This is a genomic window from Pseudomonas sp. (assembly GCF_030684895.1).
Classification (GTDB): Bacteria; Pseudomonadota; Gammaproteobacteria; order Pseudomonadales; family Pseudomonadaceae; genus Aquipseudomonas.
In genome coordinates this window covers 22,095-39,267 of record NZ_JAUXXP010000010.1, presented here as the reverse complement: position 1 = coordinate 39,267, position 17,173 = coordinate 22,095, and the positions used below count along the sequence as shown (strand labels likewise).

18 protein-coding genes and 3 tRNA genes are annotated in these 17,173 nt (G+C 61.0%); 14 read left to right on the top strand and 7 right to left on the bottom strand.

Annotated elements, in window-relative coordinates:
* The first annotated feature begins 17 nt into the window (after window positions 1-17).
* The 4 genes from Q8M42_RS01345 to Q8M42_RS01330 all read left to right on the top strand — a co-directional run bounded on the left by Q8M42_RS01345 (window position 18) and on the right by Q8M42_RS01330 (window position 3,126).
* Window positions 18-818, top strand: coding sequence for a DUF1365 domain-containing protein (locus Q8M42_RS01345; RefSeq protein ID WP_304866546.1), 801 nt, complete (start codon window positions 18-20; stop codon window positions 816-818).
* Window positions 805-2,079: a cyclopropane-fatty-acyl-phospholipid synthase family protein gene (locus Q8M42_RS01340; protein ID WP_304866483.1), complete on the top strand. Its 1,275-nt coding sequence runs from the start codon at window positions 805-807 to the stop codon at window positions 2,077-2,079. The genes Q8M42_RS01345 and Q8M42_RS01340 overlap by 14 nt, the downstream gene beginning before the upstream one ends.
* Window positions 2,072-2,599 carry a DUF2878 domain-containing protein gene (locus Q8M42_RS01335; protein WP_304866486.1) on the top strand — a complete coding sequence of 176 codons (528 nt, stop codon included), beginning with the start codon at window positions 2,072-2,074 and terminating at the stop codon, window positions 2,597-2,599. The genes Q8M42_RS01340 and Q8M42_RS01335 overlap by 8 nt, the downstream gene beginning before the upstream one ends.
* Before the next feature lie 215 nt (window positions 2,600-2,814).
* Window positions 2,815-3,126 carry a YkgJ family cysteine cluster protein gene (locus Q8M42_RS01330; RefSeq protein WP_304866489.1) on the top strand — a complete coding sequence of 104 codons (312 nt, stop codon included), beginning with the start codon at window positions 2,815-2,817 and terminating at the stop codon, window positions 3,124-3,126.
* A gap of 138 nt (window positions 3,127-3,264) precedes the next feature.
* Here Q8M42_RS01330 and murI read toward each other — a convergent pair whose 3' ends face one another.
* The 5 genes from murI to hemA all read right to left on the bottom strand — a co-directional run bounded on the left by murI (window position 3,265) and on the right by hemA (window position 8,130).
* Window positions 3,265-4,053: a glutamate racemase gene (gene murI / locus Q8M42_RS01325; RefSeq protein ID WP_304866493.1), complete on the bottom strand. Its 789-nt coding sequence runs from the start codon at window positions 4,051-4,053 to the stop codon at window positions 3,265-3,267.
* Window positions 4,046-4,804 (bottom strand): molybdopterin-synthase adenylyltransferase MoeB, encoded by a 759-nt coding sequence (locus Q8M42_RS01320; protein ID WP_304866548.1) that lies wholly within the window; start codon window positions 4,802-4,804, stop codon window positions 4,046-4,048. The genes murI and Q8M42_RS01320 overlap by 8 nt, the downstream gene beginning before the upstream one ends.
* 19 nt (window positions 4,805-4,823) lie before the next feature.
* Entirely contained in the window at window positions 4,824-5,657 is an 834-nt protein-coding gene (gene prmC, locus Q8M42_RS01315; protein ID WP_304866496.1) for a peptide chain release factor N(5)-glutamine methyltransferase, read from the bottom strand.
* An 85-nt stretch (window positions 5,658-5,742) separates the two neighbouring features.
* Entirely contained in the window at window positions 5,743-6,825 is a 1,083-nt protein-coding gene (gene prfA / locus Q8M42_RS01310) for a peptide chain release factor 1 (RefSeq protein WP_304866499.1), read from the bottom strand.
* 9 nt (window positions 6,826-6,834) lie between these two features.
* A complete protein-coding gene (hemA, locus tag Q8M42_RS01305) occupies window positions 6,835-8,130 on the bottom strand; it encodes a glutamyl-tRNA reductase (RefSeq protein ID WP_304866501.1) in 1,296 nt (431 codons plus the stop codon).
* 183 nt (window positions 8,131-8,313) lie between these two features.
* On the opposite strand from hemA, the gene Q8M42_RS01300 reads away from it, so the two are divergent.
* From Q8M42_RS01300 to Q8M42_RS01255, 10 genes are all read left to right on the top strand, one after another.
* Window positions 8,314-10,044 carry a tetratricopeptide repeat protein gene (locus Q8M42_RS01300; RefSeq protein ID WP_304866504.1) on the top strand — a complete coding sequence of 577 codons (1,731 nt, stop codon included), beginning with the start codon at window positions 8,314-8,316 and terminating at the stop codon, window positions 10,042-10,044.
* A complete protein-coding gene (lolB, locus tag Q8M42_RS01295) occupies window positions 10,044-10,661 on the top strand; it encodes a lipoprotein insertase outer membrane protein LolB (RefSeq protein ID WP_304866507.1) in 618 nt (205 codons plus the stop codon). The genes Q8M42_RS01300 and lolB overlap by 1 nt, the downstream gene beginning before the upstream one ends.
* Entirely contained in the window at window positions 10,658-11,533 is an 876-nt protein-coding gene (gene ispE / locus Q8M42_RS01290; RefSeq protein WP_304866510.1) for a 4-(cytidine 5'-diphospho)-2-C-methyl-D-erythritol kinase, read from the top strand. Before lolB ends, ispE begins: the two co-directional genes overlap by 4 nt.
* Before the next feature lie 43 nt (window positions 11,534-11,576).
* A tRNA-Gln gene (locus Q8M42_RS01285) sits at window positions 11,577-11,651 on the top strand.
* 52 nt (window positions 11,652-11,703) lie between these two features.
* Window positions 11,704-11,778, top strand: a tRNA-Gln gene (locus Q8M42_RS01280).
* A gap of 45 nt (window positions 11,779-11,823) precedes the next feature.
* Window positions 11,824-12,765: a ribose-phosphate pyrophosphokinase gene (locus tag Q8M42_RS01275; RefSeq protein WP_090251437.1), complete on the top strand. Its 942-nt coding sequence runs from the start codon at window positions 11,824-11,826 to the stop codon at window positions 12,763-12,765.
* Between the two features lie 114 nt (window positions 12,766-12,879).
* A complete protein-coding gene (locus tag Q8M42_RS01270) occupies window positions 12,880-13,482 on the top strand; it encodes a 50S ribosomal protein L25/general stress protein Ctc (protein ID WP_304866517.1) in 603 nt (200 codons plus the stop codon).
* A 69-nt stretch (window positions 13,483-13,551) separates the two neighbouring features.
* A complete protein-coding gene (gene pth, locus Q8M42_RS01265) occupies window positions 13,552-14,142 on the top strand; it encodes an aminoacyl-tRNA hydrolase (protein WP_304866519.1) in 591 nt (196 codons plus the stop codon).
* Window positions 14,143-14,174: 32 nt separating this feature from the next.
* A complete protein-coding gene (gene ychF / locus Q8M42_RS01260) occupies window positions 14,175-15,275 on the top strand; it encodes a redox-regulated ATPase YchF (RefSeq protein ID WP_304866522.1) in 1,101 nt (366 codons plus the stop codon).
* Window positions 15,276-15,352: 77 nt separating this feature from the next.
* Window positions 15,353-15,429: transfer RNA gene (locus Q8M42_RS01255), tRNA-Met, on the top strand.
* Between the two features lie 170 nt (window positions 15,430-15,599).
* Here the strand turns inward: Q8M42_RS01255 and Q8M42_RS01250 are convergent.
* Together Q8M42_RS01250 and can are read right to left on the bottom strand one after the other, a co-directional pair.
* Entirely contained in the window at window positions 15,600-16,508 is a 909-nt protein-coding gene (locus Q8M42_RS01250) for a DMT family transporter (RefSeq protein WP_304866524.1), read from the bottom strand.
* Window positions 16,509-16,511: 3 nt separating this feature from the next.
* A complete protein-coding gene (can, locus tag Q8M42_RS01245) occupies window positions 16,512-17,156 on the bottom strand; it encodes a carbonate dehydratase (RefSeq protein ID WP_304866526.1) in 645 nt (214 codons plus the stop codon).
* Between the last annotated feature and the right edge of the window lie 17 nt (window positions 17,157-17,173).

The following is a 17,173-nucleotide window of genomic DNA, read 5'->3' as shown; positions in this document are numbered from 1 at the left end:
TGGGCAGCACAACGGCACTGAACAGCGCCCTGTACAGCGGTTGGGTGCAGCACCGGCGCTTTGCGCCGCGCCTGCACAACTTCCGCTATCGCATGGGCCTGCTCTACCTCGATCTGAGCGAGCAGGAGGCGGTGCTCGCACTGTCGCCGCTGGCCGGGCGTGGACGCTTCGCGCCCTTTGCCTTTCGCGAGACTGATTACCTGCCGCAGTTCACCGGTGCAGGTATCAGCCTGATCGACGCCGTGCGCCAGCGTGTCACCGAAGCACTGGGGCGTACGCCGCTGGGGCATATCTGCCTGCTGACTCAGCCACGCAGTTGGGGCCTGGCGTTTAACCCGGCGAGCTTTTTCTACTGCCATGAGGCCGATGGCAGCCTGGCGGCGGTTCTCTGCGAGGTGAGCAACACGCCTTTCCGCGAGCGCTACCACTACGTGCTGCCGGCAGAAGGCGAGGGGCACCAGCACGTCGCTGTGGCCAAGGCATTTCACGTTTCGCCGTTTCTGCCGCGCGAGCTGGAGTACCGCATGAGCTTCAGCCCGGCTGGCGAGCGCTTAGGTATTCATATGGCCGACTGGCAGGGCGAGGAAAAGCTCTTCGACGCCAGCCTCAGCCTGCAACGCACTGAACTCAACCGCGCCAGCCTGCATCGCTACCTGCTGCAGTTTCCCTGGATGACCGGCAAAACCCTTGCCGCCATCTACTGGCAGGCCCTACGCCTGCTACTCAAACGCATTCCCCTGTTCACCCATCGGGCCGCTGAAGGTGATTTCCGCGTCGCCCGCCCCGCATCAAAGGAAGTCCCCCATGAAAAGCTCTAGCCTGACCTCCGCCAAACATGTGGTGCGTGCCGGCAGCGGCATCGGTGCCAGCCTGCTGCGCCGTGCAGTGCTGCGCCAGCTGAAACAGCTGCGCCATGGCCAACTGGTGATCGTCGAAGGTGACGAACGCATGGAGTTCGGCGATGCCCACTCCAGCCTTAGCGCCGAGATCCAGGTGCAGGATGGCGCGGTCTGGGGCCTGGTGGCGGGCAACGGCTCAATCGGCTCGGGCGAGGCCTATATCCATGGTTACTGGACCACCCCGGACCTGACCGCGGTGATCCGCGTATTTGTCAGCAACCTCGATGTGTTGGACGCCATGGAAAGCGGCCTGGCCCAGCTGGGTCGCCCGCTTATCCAGGGCCTGCACTGGCTCAACCGCAACACCCGTAAAGGTTCACGCAAGAACATCTCGGCGCATTACGACCTGGGCAACGACCTGTTCGAGCAGTTTCTCGACCCGACCATGATGTACTCGGCCGCCATGTTCCGCAGCGCCGACGACAGCCTGGAACAAGCGCAGCTGAACAAGCTCGAACGCATCTGCCAGAAGCTTGCCCTCAAGCCCAGCGACCACCTGCTGGAAATCGGCACCGGCTGGGGCAGCATGGCGATCTATGCCGCCAGCCACTATGGCTGCAAGGTCACCACCACCACCTTGTCGCGCGAGCAGTTCGCTTACACCCAGCAGCGCATTGCCGAACAGGGCCTGCAGGGGCAGATCACCCTGCTGCTGGAGGACTACCGCGACCTGGCCGGGCAGTACGACAAACTGGTATCGATCGAGATGATCGAAGCGGTCGGCCATCGCTTTCTGCCCACCTATTTCGAGCAATGCGCCAACCTGCTCAAACCCGACGGTCTGATGCTGCTGCAAGCAATCACCATCCGCGACCAGCGCTATGAGCAGGCGAAAAACGCTGTGGACTTTATCCAGCGCTATATCTTCCCCGGCGGCGCGCTGCCCTCGGTGAACAAGATGCTGGAAATCATCACCGCCAAGACCGATATGAACCTGCACCACATGGAGGACTTCGGCCTGCACTACGCCCGCACCCTGCGCATCTGGCACGACAACCTGCGCCACGCGCGGCACAAGCTGGAGCAGCAGGGCTACGACGATTACTTCTTCCGCCTGTGGGAGTTCTACCTGTGCTATTGCGAGGGCGGCTTTATCGAGCGCACCATCGGCACCGCGCAATTGCTGCTGGCGAAACCAGAAGCACGTCCTGCTCCTCTATTAGGAAATCTCAATGCCTAAATTGATCGTCAACACCCTGCTGTTTCAGCTCGGCTGGTTCGCCTGCGTCTTCGGCGGCGACAGCCTGTGGCTGCTGGTTGTCGCAGGCGTGCTGGCGGTGCATCTGTTGTGGACCAGCAGCTGGGCGGCGGAAGGCAAGCTGCTGATCACGCTGTTTCTCGCCGGCAGCGCGCTGGACAGTTTTCTGCTCAACCTCGGCGTGTTCGACTTCGGCGAGCCACGCACGCTGATCCCGCTATGGCTGGCCTGCCTGTGGCTGCTGCTGGCCACCACACTCAACCACTGCCTGGCCTGGACCGCGCAACCCTGGTGGCGCGGCAGCTTGCTCGGCGCCATCGCCGCACCGCTGTCCTATTACGGCGGCGCACAGATCGCCGGCGTCGGCCTGCCCTACGGCACCTGGCAAAGCCTGCTGCTGATCGGCGCAATCTGGGCGTTGGTGATGCCTGTGCTGCATGGCTTCGCCAAGCTTTACCGCAGCCAGTATGAACAGAGCCTGCGCGCGCGCAAAACAGCGTAGGGCGTACATACCGAAGGCTTGTACGCCATTTGGGCAGCCAGCGGTGGACAAGGCTCCGCCCTACAGCGCTGTTGTAGCCCGGATGAAATCCGGGAACGCGATGCGATGGCCACAACCGATGCCCCGGATTGCATCCGGGCTACGCGGGTTAGACGCCATCCACCCTACGTCGGCGGCAGACGCCGCAATAACACCGATGACGTACACTGCGCGGCATGAGTCAGACCATCCCCCACACCCAACTCGCGGATGAACCCGCCGTCAGCTGCAGCAACTGCGCGGCCTGCTGCTGTCAGCTGGAAGTCATGCTAATCACCGACACCGGCGTGCCGCCGCGCTATATCGACACCGATGACTGGGGTGGCGAAGTGATGCTGCGCCTGGACGACGGCTGGTGCGCCGCGCTGGACCGCGACAGCATGCGCTGCACCATCTACGAAGTGCGCCCGCTGATCTGCCGCGAATTCGAGACTGCCTCCCCCGAGTGTCTGGACGAGCGCAAGGGCATGAGCAGCATCTACCGCTGAGCGCGCGGTTTACTGCTGGCACAAGAAATCGGCGGGAGCGTTTCTTTGTGGTCGCACAGCAACGAGGGCTATGGGGTGGCTGCCATGGGTGGCTGGCCACAAAAACCCGGATCAATATCCTGTTTTCTTTTCAAGACGCTATGGTAGCGCGCTCACCACTGTCCCCTCGCCCCACAGCAACGGCAACACCCGCTGCATGGCCAAAGGATCGCCGCTCGACCAGAACTGCGCAGGCTGCGCCGGGCCGCAGGCCAGTAGATCATGGCCTGCCAACAGCCGCTGGACTTGCCGCGCCACCGCCGCGCCGGTGTCGATCAGGCTGATCGACTCCGGCACCAGGCTGCGCAGCAGCGGCTTGATAAAGGGGTAATGGGTACAACCGAGAATCAGCGTGTCACAGCCCTCGGCCAATAGCGGCGCGACAAAGCCCTGCAGCAACTCGCGGGTAGCCTGGCTATCCAACTCACCGGCTTCAATACGCTCGACCAACCCTGGACAAGGCTGAGTAATCACCCGCACATCGTTGGCAAAACGGTCGAGCAAGGCGGCGAACTTGGCGCTTTTTAGCGTGCCGGTGGTTGCAAGCACGCCGACCACACCGCTCTGAGTAGCAGCTGCCGCGGGCTTGACTGCCGGCTCCATGCCCACCAAGGGCAGCTGCGGGTACAACTCACGCAGCTCGGCCACCCCCGCCACCGTGGCGGTGTTACACGCCAGCACTAGCGCCTTGGCGCCCTGGGCTAGAAGAAACGCGGCCAACACCCGGCAGCGCTCGCGGATAAATTCCGGGCTTTTTTCGCCATAGGGCACATGGCCGCTGTCGGCGACATAAAGCAGCGACTCATTGGGCAGCAGCGCGCGAATCTCGCGCAGCACCGACAGGCCGCCGACGCCGGAGTCGAATACGCCAATCGGCGCGTTACTCACCGCCGGCCACTCCACACACGCTGCAGCCCGGATCACGCTTGACCCGCAGCTCGCGAAAACGGCTGCCCAGCGCATCGATCAGCAACAAGCGCCCTACCAGCGGTTCGCCAAACTGTGCCAGCAGCTTCAAGGCTTCCAACGCCTGCAAACTACCGACCAGGCCAACCAACGGGCCCACTACGCCGGCTTCGCTGCAGGTCAGCTCGGCTTCGCTGCCGTGGCCGTAAATACAGTGATAACAGGGGCTGTCATCGCGCCGTGGGTCGAATACCGAGAGCTGGCCTTCCAGGCGGATCGCCGCGCCGCTGACCAGCGGCACCTTGGCCGCTACGCAGGCGGCGTTGACCGCCTCGCGGGTGCTGAAGTTGTCCGAACAATCCAGCACCAGATCCACGGCGGCAACCGCTGCGGCCAGGGAATCGCTGTCCAGGCCCTGGCGATGGCAATGCAGGCGCAGCTGCGGATTGATCGCCAGCAGACGCTTGCTCGCCGAGTCGACCTTGCTCTGGCCGATGCTCGCAGTGTCGTGGGCGATCTGCCGCTGCAGGTTGGTCAGATCAACTGTATCGAAATCCGCCAGATGCAATTCACCGACCCCCGCAGCCGCCAGATACAACGCCACCGGCGAACCCAGACCACCCAGGCCGATGATCAGCGCACGACTGTTTTTCAGGCGCAGCTGGCCGGCGATATCGATCTGTTGCAGGAGGATCTGCCGGCTGTAACGCAGCAGTTCCTCGTCATTCAGCATGTCCTGCGAGCTCATGGCGTCACTCATTATTGAAGCGTCCCAGACTGATGCGCTCATGGCCGCCGAGGTCACGCCGGCTTTCTACCGCGCTAAAACCACGCGCGCTAAGCAGCTCGCGCACTGCAGCCGCCTGATCGAAACCATGTTCCAGCAGCAGCCAGCCGCCTGCTTCAAGATAGTCCGGAGCCTGTTGGATGATCAGGCGGATATCATCAAGACCATCCGCACCGGCTACCAGGGCGCTGCTCGGCTCGAAGCGCACATCGCCCTCGACCAGATGCCGATCATCGGCGGCGATATACGGCGGGTTGCTGACAATCAGCTGATAACGCTGCCCGGCCAAGGCGCTAAACCAGTGGCTTTCAATAAAAGTGGCATTGTCCAGTTTAAGCCTCGCGCGGTTGCGCTCAGCCAGGGCCACCGCCTCAGGCACGCGGTCCACAGCGGTTAGCCGCCAGGCTGGGCGCTCGCAGGCCAGCGCCAGGGCAATCGCACCGGTGCCGGTGCCCAGGTCCAGCAGCGCAGCGGGCGTGGCCGGCAGCAGCGCGAGGACTGTCTCCACCAGCAACTCGGTATCCGGACGCGGAATCAGGGTGTGCGACGCCACCTCCAACTCCAGGCTCCAGAAGCCCTGCTGACCGAGGATGTACGCCACCGGCTCGCCGGCCTGACGCCGCACCAGCATCGCCTGATAACGCTCAAGCTGCTCGGCCTCAAGCTCACGCTCCGGCCAGGTGTGCAGATAACTGCGCGACTTACCCAGGGCATGGGCGAGCAACAGCTCGGCGTCCAAACGCGGGGTGGGCGAGTCGGGTAGATCGACGGTGTTAAGCAGGGATTCGATGGTGACCATGGCATTTATTCCGTAGCCCGGATGCAATCCGGGACATGCGTCAAAGGTCGCTCCCGGATTGCATCCGGGCTACGAAAAGCGCGAATCAATCGCCCAGCGCAGCCAGCTGATCGGCCTGATACTCGACCAGCAGCGGCTCGATGATCGCTTCAACGCCGCCAGCAATCACTTCATTGAGCGAATACAGGGTCAAGTTGATGCGGTGATCGGTGACCCGACCTTGCGGGAAGTTGTAGGTACGAATGCGCTCGGAACGGTCACCGGAACCCACCAGCAATTTGCGCGAGTCGGAAATTTCCTTATGCGCGGCAGCTTCCTGCTGGTCTTTGAGTTTCGCCGCCAGCCAGGCCATGGCCTTGGCGCGGTTCTTGTGCTGCGAGCGTTCTTCCTGACATTCCACCACGGTGCCGGTAGGAATGTGGGTGATGCGGATCGCCGAGTCGGTGGTGTTAACGTGCTGGCCGCCCGCACCGGAACTGCGGTAGGTGTCGACACGTAAATCGGCCGGGTTGATGTCGATAGCCATCTGCTCATCCGGCTCGGGCAACACCGCGACGGTGCAAGCCGAGGTGTGGATGCGGCCCTGGGATTCGGTCTCAGGCACGCGCTGCACGCGGTGCGCACCGGACTCGAACTTGAGCTTGCCGTAAACGTTGTCGCCCTCGACTCGGGCAATCACTTCCTTGTAGCCACCATGCTCGCCTTCGCTGGCCGACAGCACCTCCACCCGCCAGCCCTGCTTCTCGGCATAGCGCGAATACATGCGGAACAGGTCGCCGGAGAAGATCGCTGCCTCGTCGCCACCGGTACCGGCGCGCACTTCGAGGAATACGTTACGGCCGTCGTTGGGGTCTTTGGGCAGCAGCATGCGTTGCAGGCTGGCTTCCAGCTCGATCAGCTGTTCCTTGGCCTCGGCGACTTCCTCTTCGGCCATCTCGCGCATGTCCGGGTCGCTGTCTTTGAGCAGCGCCTGCGCGCCTTCGAGGTCGGACTGGACTTTGCGGAAGGCACTGAACGCCTGATACACCGGCTCAATCTCGGCGTACTCCTTGGAGTAGGCGCGAAACTGCGGTTGGTTGCTGATCACTTCGGCATCGCCAAGCAGCGCAGTCAGCTCTTCGAAACGATCCTGCAACAGGTCGAGTTTATTGATCAGTGACGCTTTCATTGCAGACCTTTATTTATTGGCCGAGCTGCTATGGGTAGAAGCAGGCGGCGCGCCCTCGTCGAGGGCAAACAGTTCTTGAGCCACGCCCAGCGCATCGACGCGGCCGTCAGCAGAGAATTTTTTCAGCTGCACGCTGGGCGCATGCAGCAGTTTGTTAGTCAGACCGCGAGCCAGCAGCGCCAATACATCCTCAGCCGAGCTGCCGTTGTTGAGCAGACGCAGGGCCTTGTTCAGCTCCTCGTCACGCAGGCGTTCGGCCTGCTGACGGTAGGCCTTGAGCACATCCACTGCGGCCAGCTCGCGCAGGCGCTGCATAAAGTCCTGGGCGCCAACGCTAACCAACTCCTCGGCTGCCTGAGCGGCGCCCTGGCGGCTTTTGAGGTTCTCGGCGATTACCTCATGCAGGTCATCGACGGTATACAGGTAGACGTCGTCCAGCTCGCCGACTTCCGGCTCAATATCGCGCGGTACGGCGATATCGACCATAAAGATCGGCTTATGCTTGCGCTGCTTCAGCGCCCGCTCCACCGCGCCTTTGCCCAAGATGGGCAATTGACTCGCAGTGGAGCTGATCACGATATCGCTGTTGACCAGCTCATCGGGGATTTCCGAGAGCAGCACGGCGTGCGCGCCAAATTGTTCGGCCAGACTGCTGGCGCGTTCCAGGGTGCGATTGGCGACGACGATGCGCTTGATGCCCTGGTCGTGCAGATGACGGGCGACCAGGCTGATGGTTTCACCGGCGCCGATCAGCAGCGCCTGGCTGCGGTGCAAGTCGGCGAAAATCTGCTTGGCCAGGCTAACGGCAGCGAAGGCCACGGAGACTGGGTTTTCGCCAATCGCAGTATCGGTGCGCACGGTTTTAGCGGTGCTGAAGGTGGCCTGAAACAAGCGCCCGAGCAGTGGGCCGAGGGTGCCGGCCTCACGGGCCACGGCAAATGCCGACTTCATCTGGCCAAGAATCTGCGGCTCGCCCAACACCATAGAGTCCAGCCCCGAGGCCACGCGCATCATATGGCGCACGGCTTCGTCATCGGCATGGATATAGGCGCAAGCGCGCAGTTCTTCGAGGCTTAGCCGGTGATAGGCGGCCAACCAGGCCAGCACTTCATCGGCGCTCAGGTCATCCTGTTCGAGGTACAGTTCACTGCGATTGCAGGTCGAGAGAATCGCCGCCTCACGACTGCTGGTGCGCTGACACAGCTGCTGCAATGCCTCAACCAACTGCTCGGGAGTGAAAGCCACGCGTTCGCGGACGTCCACCGAGGCGGTCTTGTGGTTGATACCGAGGGCAATAAAGGCCATGCACGTCGCTGACAGGGAGTGGAAGCCGGCAATTGTCCTACTTCGGCAAAGCGAGAACAACCACTGCGGCCTATTGTCCCAATAGCCAGGTTTATCTCTTAATCCGCATCATTGCAGCCCATGGGCTTGCCCCAGCGCTTGTGTCATGATGCCCAAACCGCAGGTTGGCCACATACTCTTCCTATGAATAGATCCTTCGCCTTGCTGACTGCCGCTGCCTTTTTAAGTGGCTGCCAGACCTTTGCTCCCTCTGCCCCGGATGGCACGCCACCGGTGGAAGATCCTGCGGTTGTTGCCGCAGAAACTCAGCCGCAGGTTTACCGCAATTTCAGCCAGGAAACCCTGCTGTCGCTGCTGATCGCGGAACTGGCGGGCCAACGCAACCGCTTCGACATTGCCCTGGAAAATTATGTAGAGCAGGCCAATGCCACCCAGGATGCTGGCGTCGCCGAGCGCGGTTTTCGTATAGCCGAGTATCTAGGGGCCGAGCAACCCGCGCTGGAAACCAGCCTGCTGTGGGCCAAGACCGCCCCCGAGAATATCGACGCTCAGCGCGCCGCCGCCGTGCAACTGGCACGCGCCGGCCGTTACGACGAGTCCATGACTTTTATGGAGCAGGTGCTGCAACGTCAGGGCGATACGCATTTCGACTTCCTCGCCCTGTCCGCCGCGGAAACTGACCCGGATACCCGCGCTGGCCTGCTACAAAGCTTTGATCGCCTGCAAGCCAAATACCCGGACAACAGCCAGCTGCAATTTGGCAAAGCCCTGTTGCTGCAACAGGATGGCCGCCCGCAGGAAGCCCTGGAACTGCTGGAGCAACAACCCAGCAAGAACCGCCCCATTGCCTCGATCCTGCTGCACGCTCGCCTGCTGCAGGGCCTTGAGCGCAATGACGATGCCCTGCCGCTGCTGGAAAAAGGCATCAAGCAGTACCCGGACGACAAACGCTTGCGCCTGACCTACGCCCGCCTGCTGGTCGCCGAAGATCGCCTGGATGAAGCCAAGGGCGAATTTGCCTCGCTGCTGCAGCAACACCCCAATGACGACGACCTGCGTTTCTCTCTCGCCCTGGTCTGCCTGGAAGCCAAAGCCTGGAAAGAGGCGATTGTCTATCTGGAAGAACTGGTCGAACGCGGCAGCCACAGCGACGCCGCGCATTACAATCTGGCACGCGCCTATGAAGAACTCGGCGATATACCCAGCGCACTGATCGAATACGCCTTGGTCGGCCCCGGCAATGACTACCTGCCTGCCCAATCCCGGCAGAGCGAGCTGCTGTTCAAGCAAAAACGCGCCAACGAAGCCGCTGAGCGCCTGCGCAAGGCCCGCGAATACCAGCCCGACTACGCCATCCAGCTGTACCTGATCGAGGCCGAGGCCTGGTCCAAGCGAAACAATACCGAGCGCGCCTGGCAGCTGATCCAGCAAGCCCTGGAGCAGTTCCCGGAAGACCTCAACCTGCTCTACACCCGCGCCATGCTTGCGGAAAAGCGTGATGATCTATCTCTACTGGAAGAGGACCTACGCTTTATTCTCGAGCGCGAACCAGACAACGCCATGGCGCTCAATGCCCTCGGCTACACCCTGGCCGACCGCACCACACGCTACGCCGAAGCCAAAGCACTGATCGAGCAAGCGCACCAGCTCAACCCAAACGACCCGGCGATTCTCGACAGCCTTGGCTGGGTAAATTACCGCATGGGCAACCTGGATGAGGCTGAACGCCTGCTGCGCCAAGCACTGCAGGCATTCCCCGATCATGAAGTCGCCGCACACCTGGGCGAAGTACTGTGGGCGCAAGGCAAACAGAAAGAAGCGCGCAAACTCTGGCACGAAGCCCTGAAACAGCAACCCGACAGCCCAATCCTGCGCAGCACTCTGCTGCGCCTGACCGGAGCAGAGACACTCTGATGCTTGCGCGCCACCTGATAGTTTTCAGCCTGATTTTATTACTAGCAGGCTGCGCCGGCCTGACCTCCCGTGAAGCACTCGAAGGCCAGGGTGATGCGCAAAGCTGGCAAGCCCACAAGCAGCAGATCAGCCGCCTGGACGCCTGGCAGATCAACGGCAAGGTCGGCATCCGTGCACCGAAAGACTCCGGCAGCGGCACCCTGTTCTGGCTGCAACGCCAGGATTACTACGACATCCGCCTATCCGGCCCACTGGGTCGCGGTGCTGCACGCCTGACCGGCCGCCCCGGCGCCATTCAGCTGGAAGTGGCCAATCAGGGCCGTTACCAGGCCGAGTCGCCGGAACAACTGCTGCAAGACCAGCTGGGGCTCAACCTGCCTGTCTCGCACCTGCTCTGGTGGATTCGCGGCCTCCCCTCCCCGAATAGCAAAAGCCGCCTGAACCTCGACAGCCAAAGCCACCTGGCGCAACTGAGCCAGGACGGTTGGTACGTCGAGTACCTGAGTTATGCCGAGCAGAATGGTTTCTGGCTGCCGGAACGTATCAAGCTCAGCGGCTTTGACCTGCAAGTCACCCTGGTCATCAAGGACTGGCAACCACGCCAGCTCGGTCAATGAGCGCCCCGGCACTACCCGCCGCTGCCGAGCTGATTCTGCCGGCACCGGCCAAGCTCAACCTGATGTTGCATATCCTCGGCCGCCGCGCCGATGGCTATCACGAGCTACAGACCCTGTTTCAGTTTCTCGACTTCGGCGATGAGCTGGGCTTTGCCTTGCGCAGCGACGGTGAGATTCACCTGCACACCCCCATCGACGGCGTGCCCCACGACAGCAACCTGATCGTGCGCGCCGCGCGCCTGCTGCAACAACACGCAAACTGTGCGCAGGGCGCCGACATCTGGCTGGACAAACGCCTGCCCATGGGCGGCGGCATTGGTGGCGGAAGCTCGGATGCCGCCACCACCCTACTCGGCCTCAACCATTTGTGGCAGCTGGGCTGTAGCGAAGATCAACTGGCCACCCTGGGCCTGAGCCTGGGCGCAGACGTGCCGGTATTTGTGCGCGGCCACGCCGCCTTTGCCGAAGGCGTGGGGGAAAAGCTGCAACCGGTGACCCTGAGCGAACCCTGGTTTCTTGTCGCGATTCCGCAAGTACTTGTCAGCACAGCGGAAATTTTCTCCGACCCCGAGTTGACACGGGATACGCCGCCCATTAAAGTTCGCAGCCTTCTTGAGGGGGGTGGTCGTAATGACTGCCAGCCGGTAGTCCAGAAGCGTTATCCTGAAGTACGTAACGCTTTGATCTTGTTGAACAAATTTGTTCCAACCAGATTAACCGGCACTGGAGCTTGTGTGTTTGGGAGCTTCCCAAACCAGGACGATGCTGATAAAGTCGCCCGCCAACTTCCAGCCACTTTGCCAAGTTTTATTGCCCAAGGCCGTAACATTTCGATGTTGCACCGCAAGCTCGAAACATTGGTCAGGAAGTGAATGTTCGCTCTTAGTAATTAAGAGCACAGAGTTGTACGGTAATAGGGGCGTCGCCAAGCGGTAAGGCACCAGGTTTTGATCCTGGCATGCGTTGGTTCGAATCCAGCCGCCCCTGCCATTTCCGCCCTGGAGCGGATACACAACTCAACGCATTCGGTTACACAGGATACAGGGGCGTCGCCAAGCGGTAAGGCACCAGGTTTTGATCCTGGCATGCGTTGGTTCGAATCCAGCCGCCCCTGCCATTTCTGTACTCATCCAGGTATACCCCCAGCCGGCAGGTACTGCGCGTGTCCAAGATGATGGTTTTTACGGGGAACGCTAACCCCGATCTGGCGCGACGTATCGTACGTCAGCTGCACATTCCCCTCGGTGATGCTTCTGTCGGTAAGTTTTCCGACGGCGAAATCATGATTGAAATCAACGAAAACGTCCGCGGTAAAGACGTCTTCCTGATTCAACCGACGTGCGCGCCAACCAACGATAACCTGATGGAACTGGTAGTGATGGCCGACGCCTTCCGCCGCTCCTCAGCGACCCGAATTACTGCAGTCATCCCCTACTTTGGTTATGCCCGCCAGGATCGCCGTCCGCGCTCCGCTCGCGTGGCCATCAGCGCCAAAGTTGTGGCTGACATGCTCACCGTTGTAGGTATCGACCGGGTTCTCACCGTCGACCTGCACGCGGATCAGATCCAGGGTTTCTTCGATATCCCGGTAGATAACATCTACGGCTCCCCAGTATTGGTGGACGATATCGAAGACCAGCGCTTTGAAAACCTGATGATCGTCTCCCCAGACATTGGCGGCGTAGTGCGTGCACGCGCTGTAGCCAAGTCCCTGGGTGTTGACCTGGCGATCATCGACAAGCGCCGCGAGAAAGCCAACCACTCCGAAGTGATGCACATCATCGGTGACGTTGAAGGCCGTACCTGCATCCTGGTCGACGACATGGTGGATACCGCCGGCACGCTGTGCCACGCCGCCAAAGCGCTGAAAGAACATGGCGCCTCGAAAGTCTTCGCCTACGCCACGCACGCTGTACTGTCTGGCCGCGCGATCGAAAACATCGAAAAATCCGTACTCGACGAGCTGGTGGTGACTAACACCATCCCGCTGTCCGCCGCTGCGCAATCCTGTTCGCGTATTCGCCAACTGGACATCGCCCCGGTAGTCGCTGAAGCGGTTCGCCGCATCAGCAATGAAGAATCGATCAGCGCGATGTTCCGTTAATTCGGAATACGCCCTGAGCGCAAACGCCCTGCCCTGATGGCAAGGCTTTTCAACCAACCGTCCCGTCGCTGGTCGCAAGCGTAACGGACGGTTTGGTTATTTTGGAGAAGTGAAATGACTGAATTTGCCCTGAATGCCGAAGTGCGTTCCGACCTGGGGAAAGGTGCGAGCCGCCGCCTGCGTCGTAACGTTGCCATGGTTCCTGCCGTAATTTACGGTGGCGAAAAAGCCCCACAATCGATCAGCCTGCTGGCCAAAGAACTGGCCAAGCTGCTGGAAAACGAAGCAGCCTACAGCCACGTGCTGAGCCTGAACGTAGCCGGCAGCAACGAAAGCGTGATCATCAAAGCCCTGCAGCGCCATCCAGCCAAAGGCTTTGTCCTGCATGCTGACTTCGTTCGCGTTGTCGCTGGCCAGAAACTGACCGCTATCGTTCCCCTGCACTTCACCAACCAGGAAACTTCGGTTGGCGTGAAGCAGCAAGGCGGCGAAGTCTCCCACGTCCTGGCTGAAGTAGAAGTTTCCTGCCTGCCGAAAGACCTGCCGGAATTCATCGAAGTCGACATGGCTGCCGTTGAAGTGGGTCAGATCGTTCACCTGGCCGACCTGAAACTGCCGAAAGGCGTTGAGCTGGTTGCACTGGCTCACGGTAACGACCTGGCAGTGGCTAACATCCACGCCTCCCGCGTTGCTAAAGACGAAGGCGCTGCCGAGTAAACCTCGCAGCGTCGGAAACCAGCTCGGCATGCGATTCTGCCGAGCTATTTCCACAAAAGGGCTCCTGACATGACTGCCGTACAACTGATCGTTGGCCTGGGTAACCCCGGCCCTGAATACGACCAGACCCGGCATAATGCAGGGGCCCTTTTCGTTGAGCGCCTGGCCGACAGCCAGCGCATCAACCTGAGCCTCGACAAAAAGTATTTTGGCCTGGTTGGCAAATTCAGCCATCAAGGCCGCGATGTTCGCCTGCTGATCCCCACCACCTTTATGAACCGCAGCGGCCAAGCCGTAGCGGCCTTAGCGAATTTCTTCCGCATCCCGCCGGAAGCCATTCTGGTGGCCCACGACGAACTCGACATGCCGCCAGGCGTCGCCAAACTCAAATTAGGTGGTGGGCACGGCGGGCATAACGGACTGCGCGACATCATCGCCCAGCTCGGCAATCAGAATAATTTTTACCGCCTGCGGCTTGGCATCGGCCATCCCGGGCACAGCAGCATGGTCTCCAACTTCGTCCTCGGCCGCGCCCCACGCAGCGAGCAGGAACTGCTGGATACCAGCATCGACTTTGCCCTGGGCAGCCTGCAGGAAATACTCGCAGGCGACTGGAGCAAGGCCATGCACAAGCTGCACAGCCAGAAAGCCACCTCCTAACTCTTTACCGCCATTCGCGCGAGGGACACACCATGGGATTCAACTGCGGCATCGTCGGCCTGCCCAACGTCGGCAAGTCCACCCTGTTCAACGCCCTCACCAAATCCGGTATTGCGGCCGAGAACTTTCCGTTCTGCACCATCGAGCCAAACAGCGGCATCGTGCCGATGCCCGACCCACGCCTCGCGGCGCTGGCGGCCATCGTCAACCCCAAACGCATCCTGCCGACCACCATGGAATTCGTCGATATCGCCGGCCTGGTTGCCGGCGCATCGAAAGGTGAAGGCCTGGGCAACAAATTCCTCGCCAACATCCGCGAAACCGATGCCATCGCCCACGTAGTGCGCTGCTTCGAAGACGACAACGTTATTCACGTTGCCAACAGCGTCGACCCCAAGCGCGATATCGAAATTATCGACCTGGAACTGATCTTTGCCGACCTCGACAGCTGCGAAAAGCAGCTGCAGAAAGTCACCCGCAACGCCAAAGGCGGTGACAAGGACGCAGTCGTACAGAAAGGCCTGCTGGAGCAGCTGATCACCCACTTCAGCGAAGGCAAGCCAGCACGCAGCCTAATGAAGAACATGAGCGCCGATGAAAAAGCGGTGATCCGCGGCTTCCACCTGCTCACTACGAAGCCGGTGATGTACATCGCCAACGTCGCCGAAGACGGCTTTGAGAACAACCCACTGCTCGACGTCGTGCGCGCCATCGCCGACGAAGAAGGCGCGATCGTGGTGCCGGTGTGCAACAAGATCGAAGCGGAAATCGCCGAGCTCGACGACGGTGAAGAGAAAGACATGTTCCTCGAAGCCCTGGGCCTCGAAGAACCCGGCTTGAACCGCGTGATCCGTGCCGGCTACGAAATGCTGCACCTGCAGACCTACTTCACCGCAGGTGTCGAAGAAGTCCGCGCCTGGACCGTAAAAGTCGGCGCCACCGCTCCACAGGCAGCCGGCGTAATCCACACCGATTTCGAAAAAGGCTTTATCCGCGCCGAAGTCATCGCCTATAACGACTTCATCCAATACAAAGGCGAAGCTGGAACCAAAGAAGCCGGCAAATGGCGCCTGGAAGGCAAGGACTACATCGTTAAAGACGGCGACGTCATGCATTTCCGCTTTAACGTGTAAGCGATTGATCGCGCGCAGAAATTTTCACTCAACAGGGTTGACACCCAACCCCAAGACGCGAATAATGCGCGCCACTCGGCTACGTAGCTCAGCTGGTTAGAGCATAGCATTCATAATGCTGGGGTCCGGGGTTCAAGTCCCTGCGTAGCCACCAAACAAAACAAGGGTTTAGCGAAAGCTAAGCCCTTTTTTGTCTGCGTAGATTTTTCACGGACGCCCAACGCTTGCGCTTGTGATGAACTCAACCGCTGTAACTACGCCAGCTACACAGTGATCGCCGCAAAGCCTGCTACTCACAGGATTGCAAACGCCCCGTCACGCCCCTCACCGACTTCGCGCCCGCCCCTGAGTCCCCAGCAGCAAGCCCGTAAAGATCAGCACAGCGCCAAGCCAGTGATAACTCTGCAAGCCTTCGCCCAGCAGCACCCAGCCCAATATGGCGGTGAATACCGGCATCAGGTAGTTGCTCAGAGCGGCTTTGGCAGCGCCGAGTACTCGGATGGCGTGGTTCCAGGCGAGGTAGGCCAGCAGTGAGGCGAAGATCGCGGTGTAGCTGATGGCGGCCACGTTCTCTGCCGTCAGGTTGAAATGTGCGCCCTGGGCCAGTTCGTAAAGATAGAACGGCAGAATCAGCGGTACGCCCAGCAGCATCAGCACACCAAGCAGGGCCAGCGGGGGGATCGGCAGCAGGTAGCTGGCCCAGCGTCGCAGCAGCAATGAATAGAGCGCCCAGTCGGCCACCGCTAGCAGCATGATCAGATCGCCCTTGTTGAATGCCAGGCCACTGAGGCTGGCCCAGCTGCCTTTACTGATTAGCACCAGCAGTCCGCCTGCGGCCACCGCCATACCCCACCAGGCACGGCGATGCGGCCACTCACCGAGCAGCAGGCCGGCGCCGATAAAGGTCATCAGCGGCAGGCAAGTGTTGACCAAGGTGATATTGATCGCCGCGGTGGTTTGCGCGGCGGCGTAGAGCAGGCTGTTGTAGCCCGCTATACCGATGCCGGCAAGCACCAGCAAGCGCCAGCCGGCGGCGCGCAATGCCGCGCGGTGTTGCCACAGCGGCTTGGCCACGAAGGGCAACAGCAGCACCAGAGCCAGGCTCCAGCGCCAGAATGACAGGGCGAACGGCGGGATTTCGCCAGCAAACGCCCGGGCCACCAGGGCATTGCCGGACCAGCACAGCGTCGCCAGTAACAGCCCGGCCAGCGCGACACGCACGGAAGATTGCATAGCCTAGCTCTGACCGAGGGGGCGCAGACGGTATTGCGGTGGCAGCTGCTCCATGCCGCTGACGGTAACGTTGAGGTTCTTCCAGCGGCCGTCCTTGATGCCATAGATGCAACCGTGCACCGCCAGTGGCTGGCCGCGATGCCAGGCGTTCTGCACGATGGTGGTGTGGCTGACGTTGGCCACCTGCTGGATCACGTTGAGTTCACAGAGGCGGTCGACCTGCTCCTCCTCGCTGGGCAATTGCGCCAAGTGCTCGCGGTGCTCGTAGTACAGGTCACGAATGCTGCGCAGCCAGCCATCAATCAGCCCGAGCTGGCCGTCCTGCATCGAGGCGCGCACACCACCGCAGCCATAGTGGCCGGTGACCAGAATATGTTTGACCTTGAGCACATCGACCGCGTACTGGATCACCGACAGGCAGTTGAGGTCGGTGTGCAGCACCACGTTGGCGACATTGCGATGCACGAACAGATCGCCCGGCAGCAGGCCGACAATTTCGTTGGCCGGCACCCGCGCATCGGAGCAACCGATCCACAGGTATTCCGGCACCTGCTGCGTGGCCAGTTTGGCGAAGAACTCGGGATCTTCCTCTTTGATCGCCTCGGCCCAGCGTGCGTTGTTATCGAAGAGATGTTGTAGATCGCTCATGCTTCACTCCCAGGTTC

Coding starts and splice junctions, on each gene's coding strand:
- hemA (WP_304866501.1), bottom strand. CDS start 8,130: ATGGCCTTTATTGCCCTCGGTATCAACCACAAGACCGCCTCGGTGGAC.
- Q8M42_RS01320 (WP_304866548.1), bottom strand. CDS start 4,804: ATGCTGAATGACGAGGAACTGCTGCGTTACAGCCGGCAGATCCTCCTG.
- Q8M42_RS01340 (WP_304866483.1), top strand. CDS start 805: ATGAAAAGCTCTAGCCTGACCTCCGCCAAACATGTGGTGCGTGCCGGC.
- prfA (WP_304866499.1), bottom strand. CDS start 6,825: ATGAAAGCGTCACTGATCAATAAACTCGACCTGTTGCAGGATCGTTTC.
- Q8M42_RS01250 (WP_304866524.1), bottom strand. CDS start 16,508: ATGCAATCTTCCGTGCGTGTCGCGCTGGCCGGGCTGTTACTGGCGACG.
- ispE (WP_304866510.1), top strand. CDS start 10,658: ATGAGCGCCCCGGCACTACCCGCCGCTGCCGAGCTGATTCTGCCGGCA.
- can (WP_304866526.1), bottom strand. CDS start 17,156: ATGAGCGATCTACAACATCTCTTCGATAACAACGCACGCTGGGCCGAG.
- prmC (WP_304866496.1), bottom strand. CDS start 5,657: ATGGTCACCATCGAATCCCTGCTTAACACCGTCGATCTACCCGACTCG.
- lolB (WP_304866507.1), top strand. CDS start 10,044: ATGCTTGCGCGCCACCTGATAGTTTTCAGCCTGATTTTATTACTAGCA.
- Q8M42_RS01300 (WP_304866504.1), top strand. CDS start 8,314: ATGAATAGATCCTTCGCCTTGCTGACTGCCGCTGCCTTTTTAAGTGGC.
- pth (WP_304866519.1), top strand. CDS start 13,552: ATGACTGCCGTACAACTGATCGTTGGCCTGGGTAACCCCGGCCCTGAA.
- ychF (WP_304866522.1), top strand. CDS start 14,175: ATGGGATTCAACTGCGGCATCGTCGGCCTGCCCAACGTCGGCAAGTCC.
- Q8M42_RS01330 (WP_304866489.1), top strand. CDS start 2,815: ATGAGTCAGACCATCCCCCACACCCAACTCGCGGATGAACCCGCCGTC.
- Q8M42_RS01335 (WP_304866486.1), top strand. CDS start 2,072: ATGCCTAAATTGATCGTCAACACCCTGCTGTTTCAGCTCGGCTGGTTC.
- Q8M42_RS01270 (WP_304866517.1), top strand. CDS start 12,880: ATGACTGAATTTGCCCTGAATGCCGAAGTGCGTTCCGACCTGGGGAAA.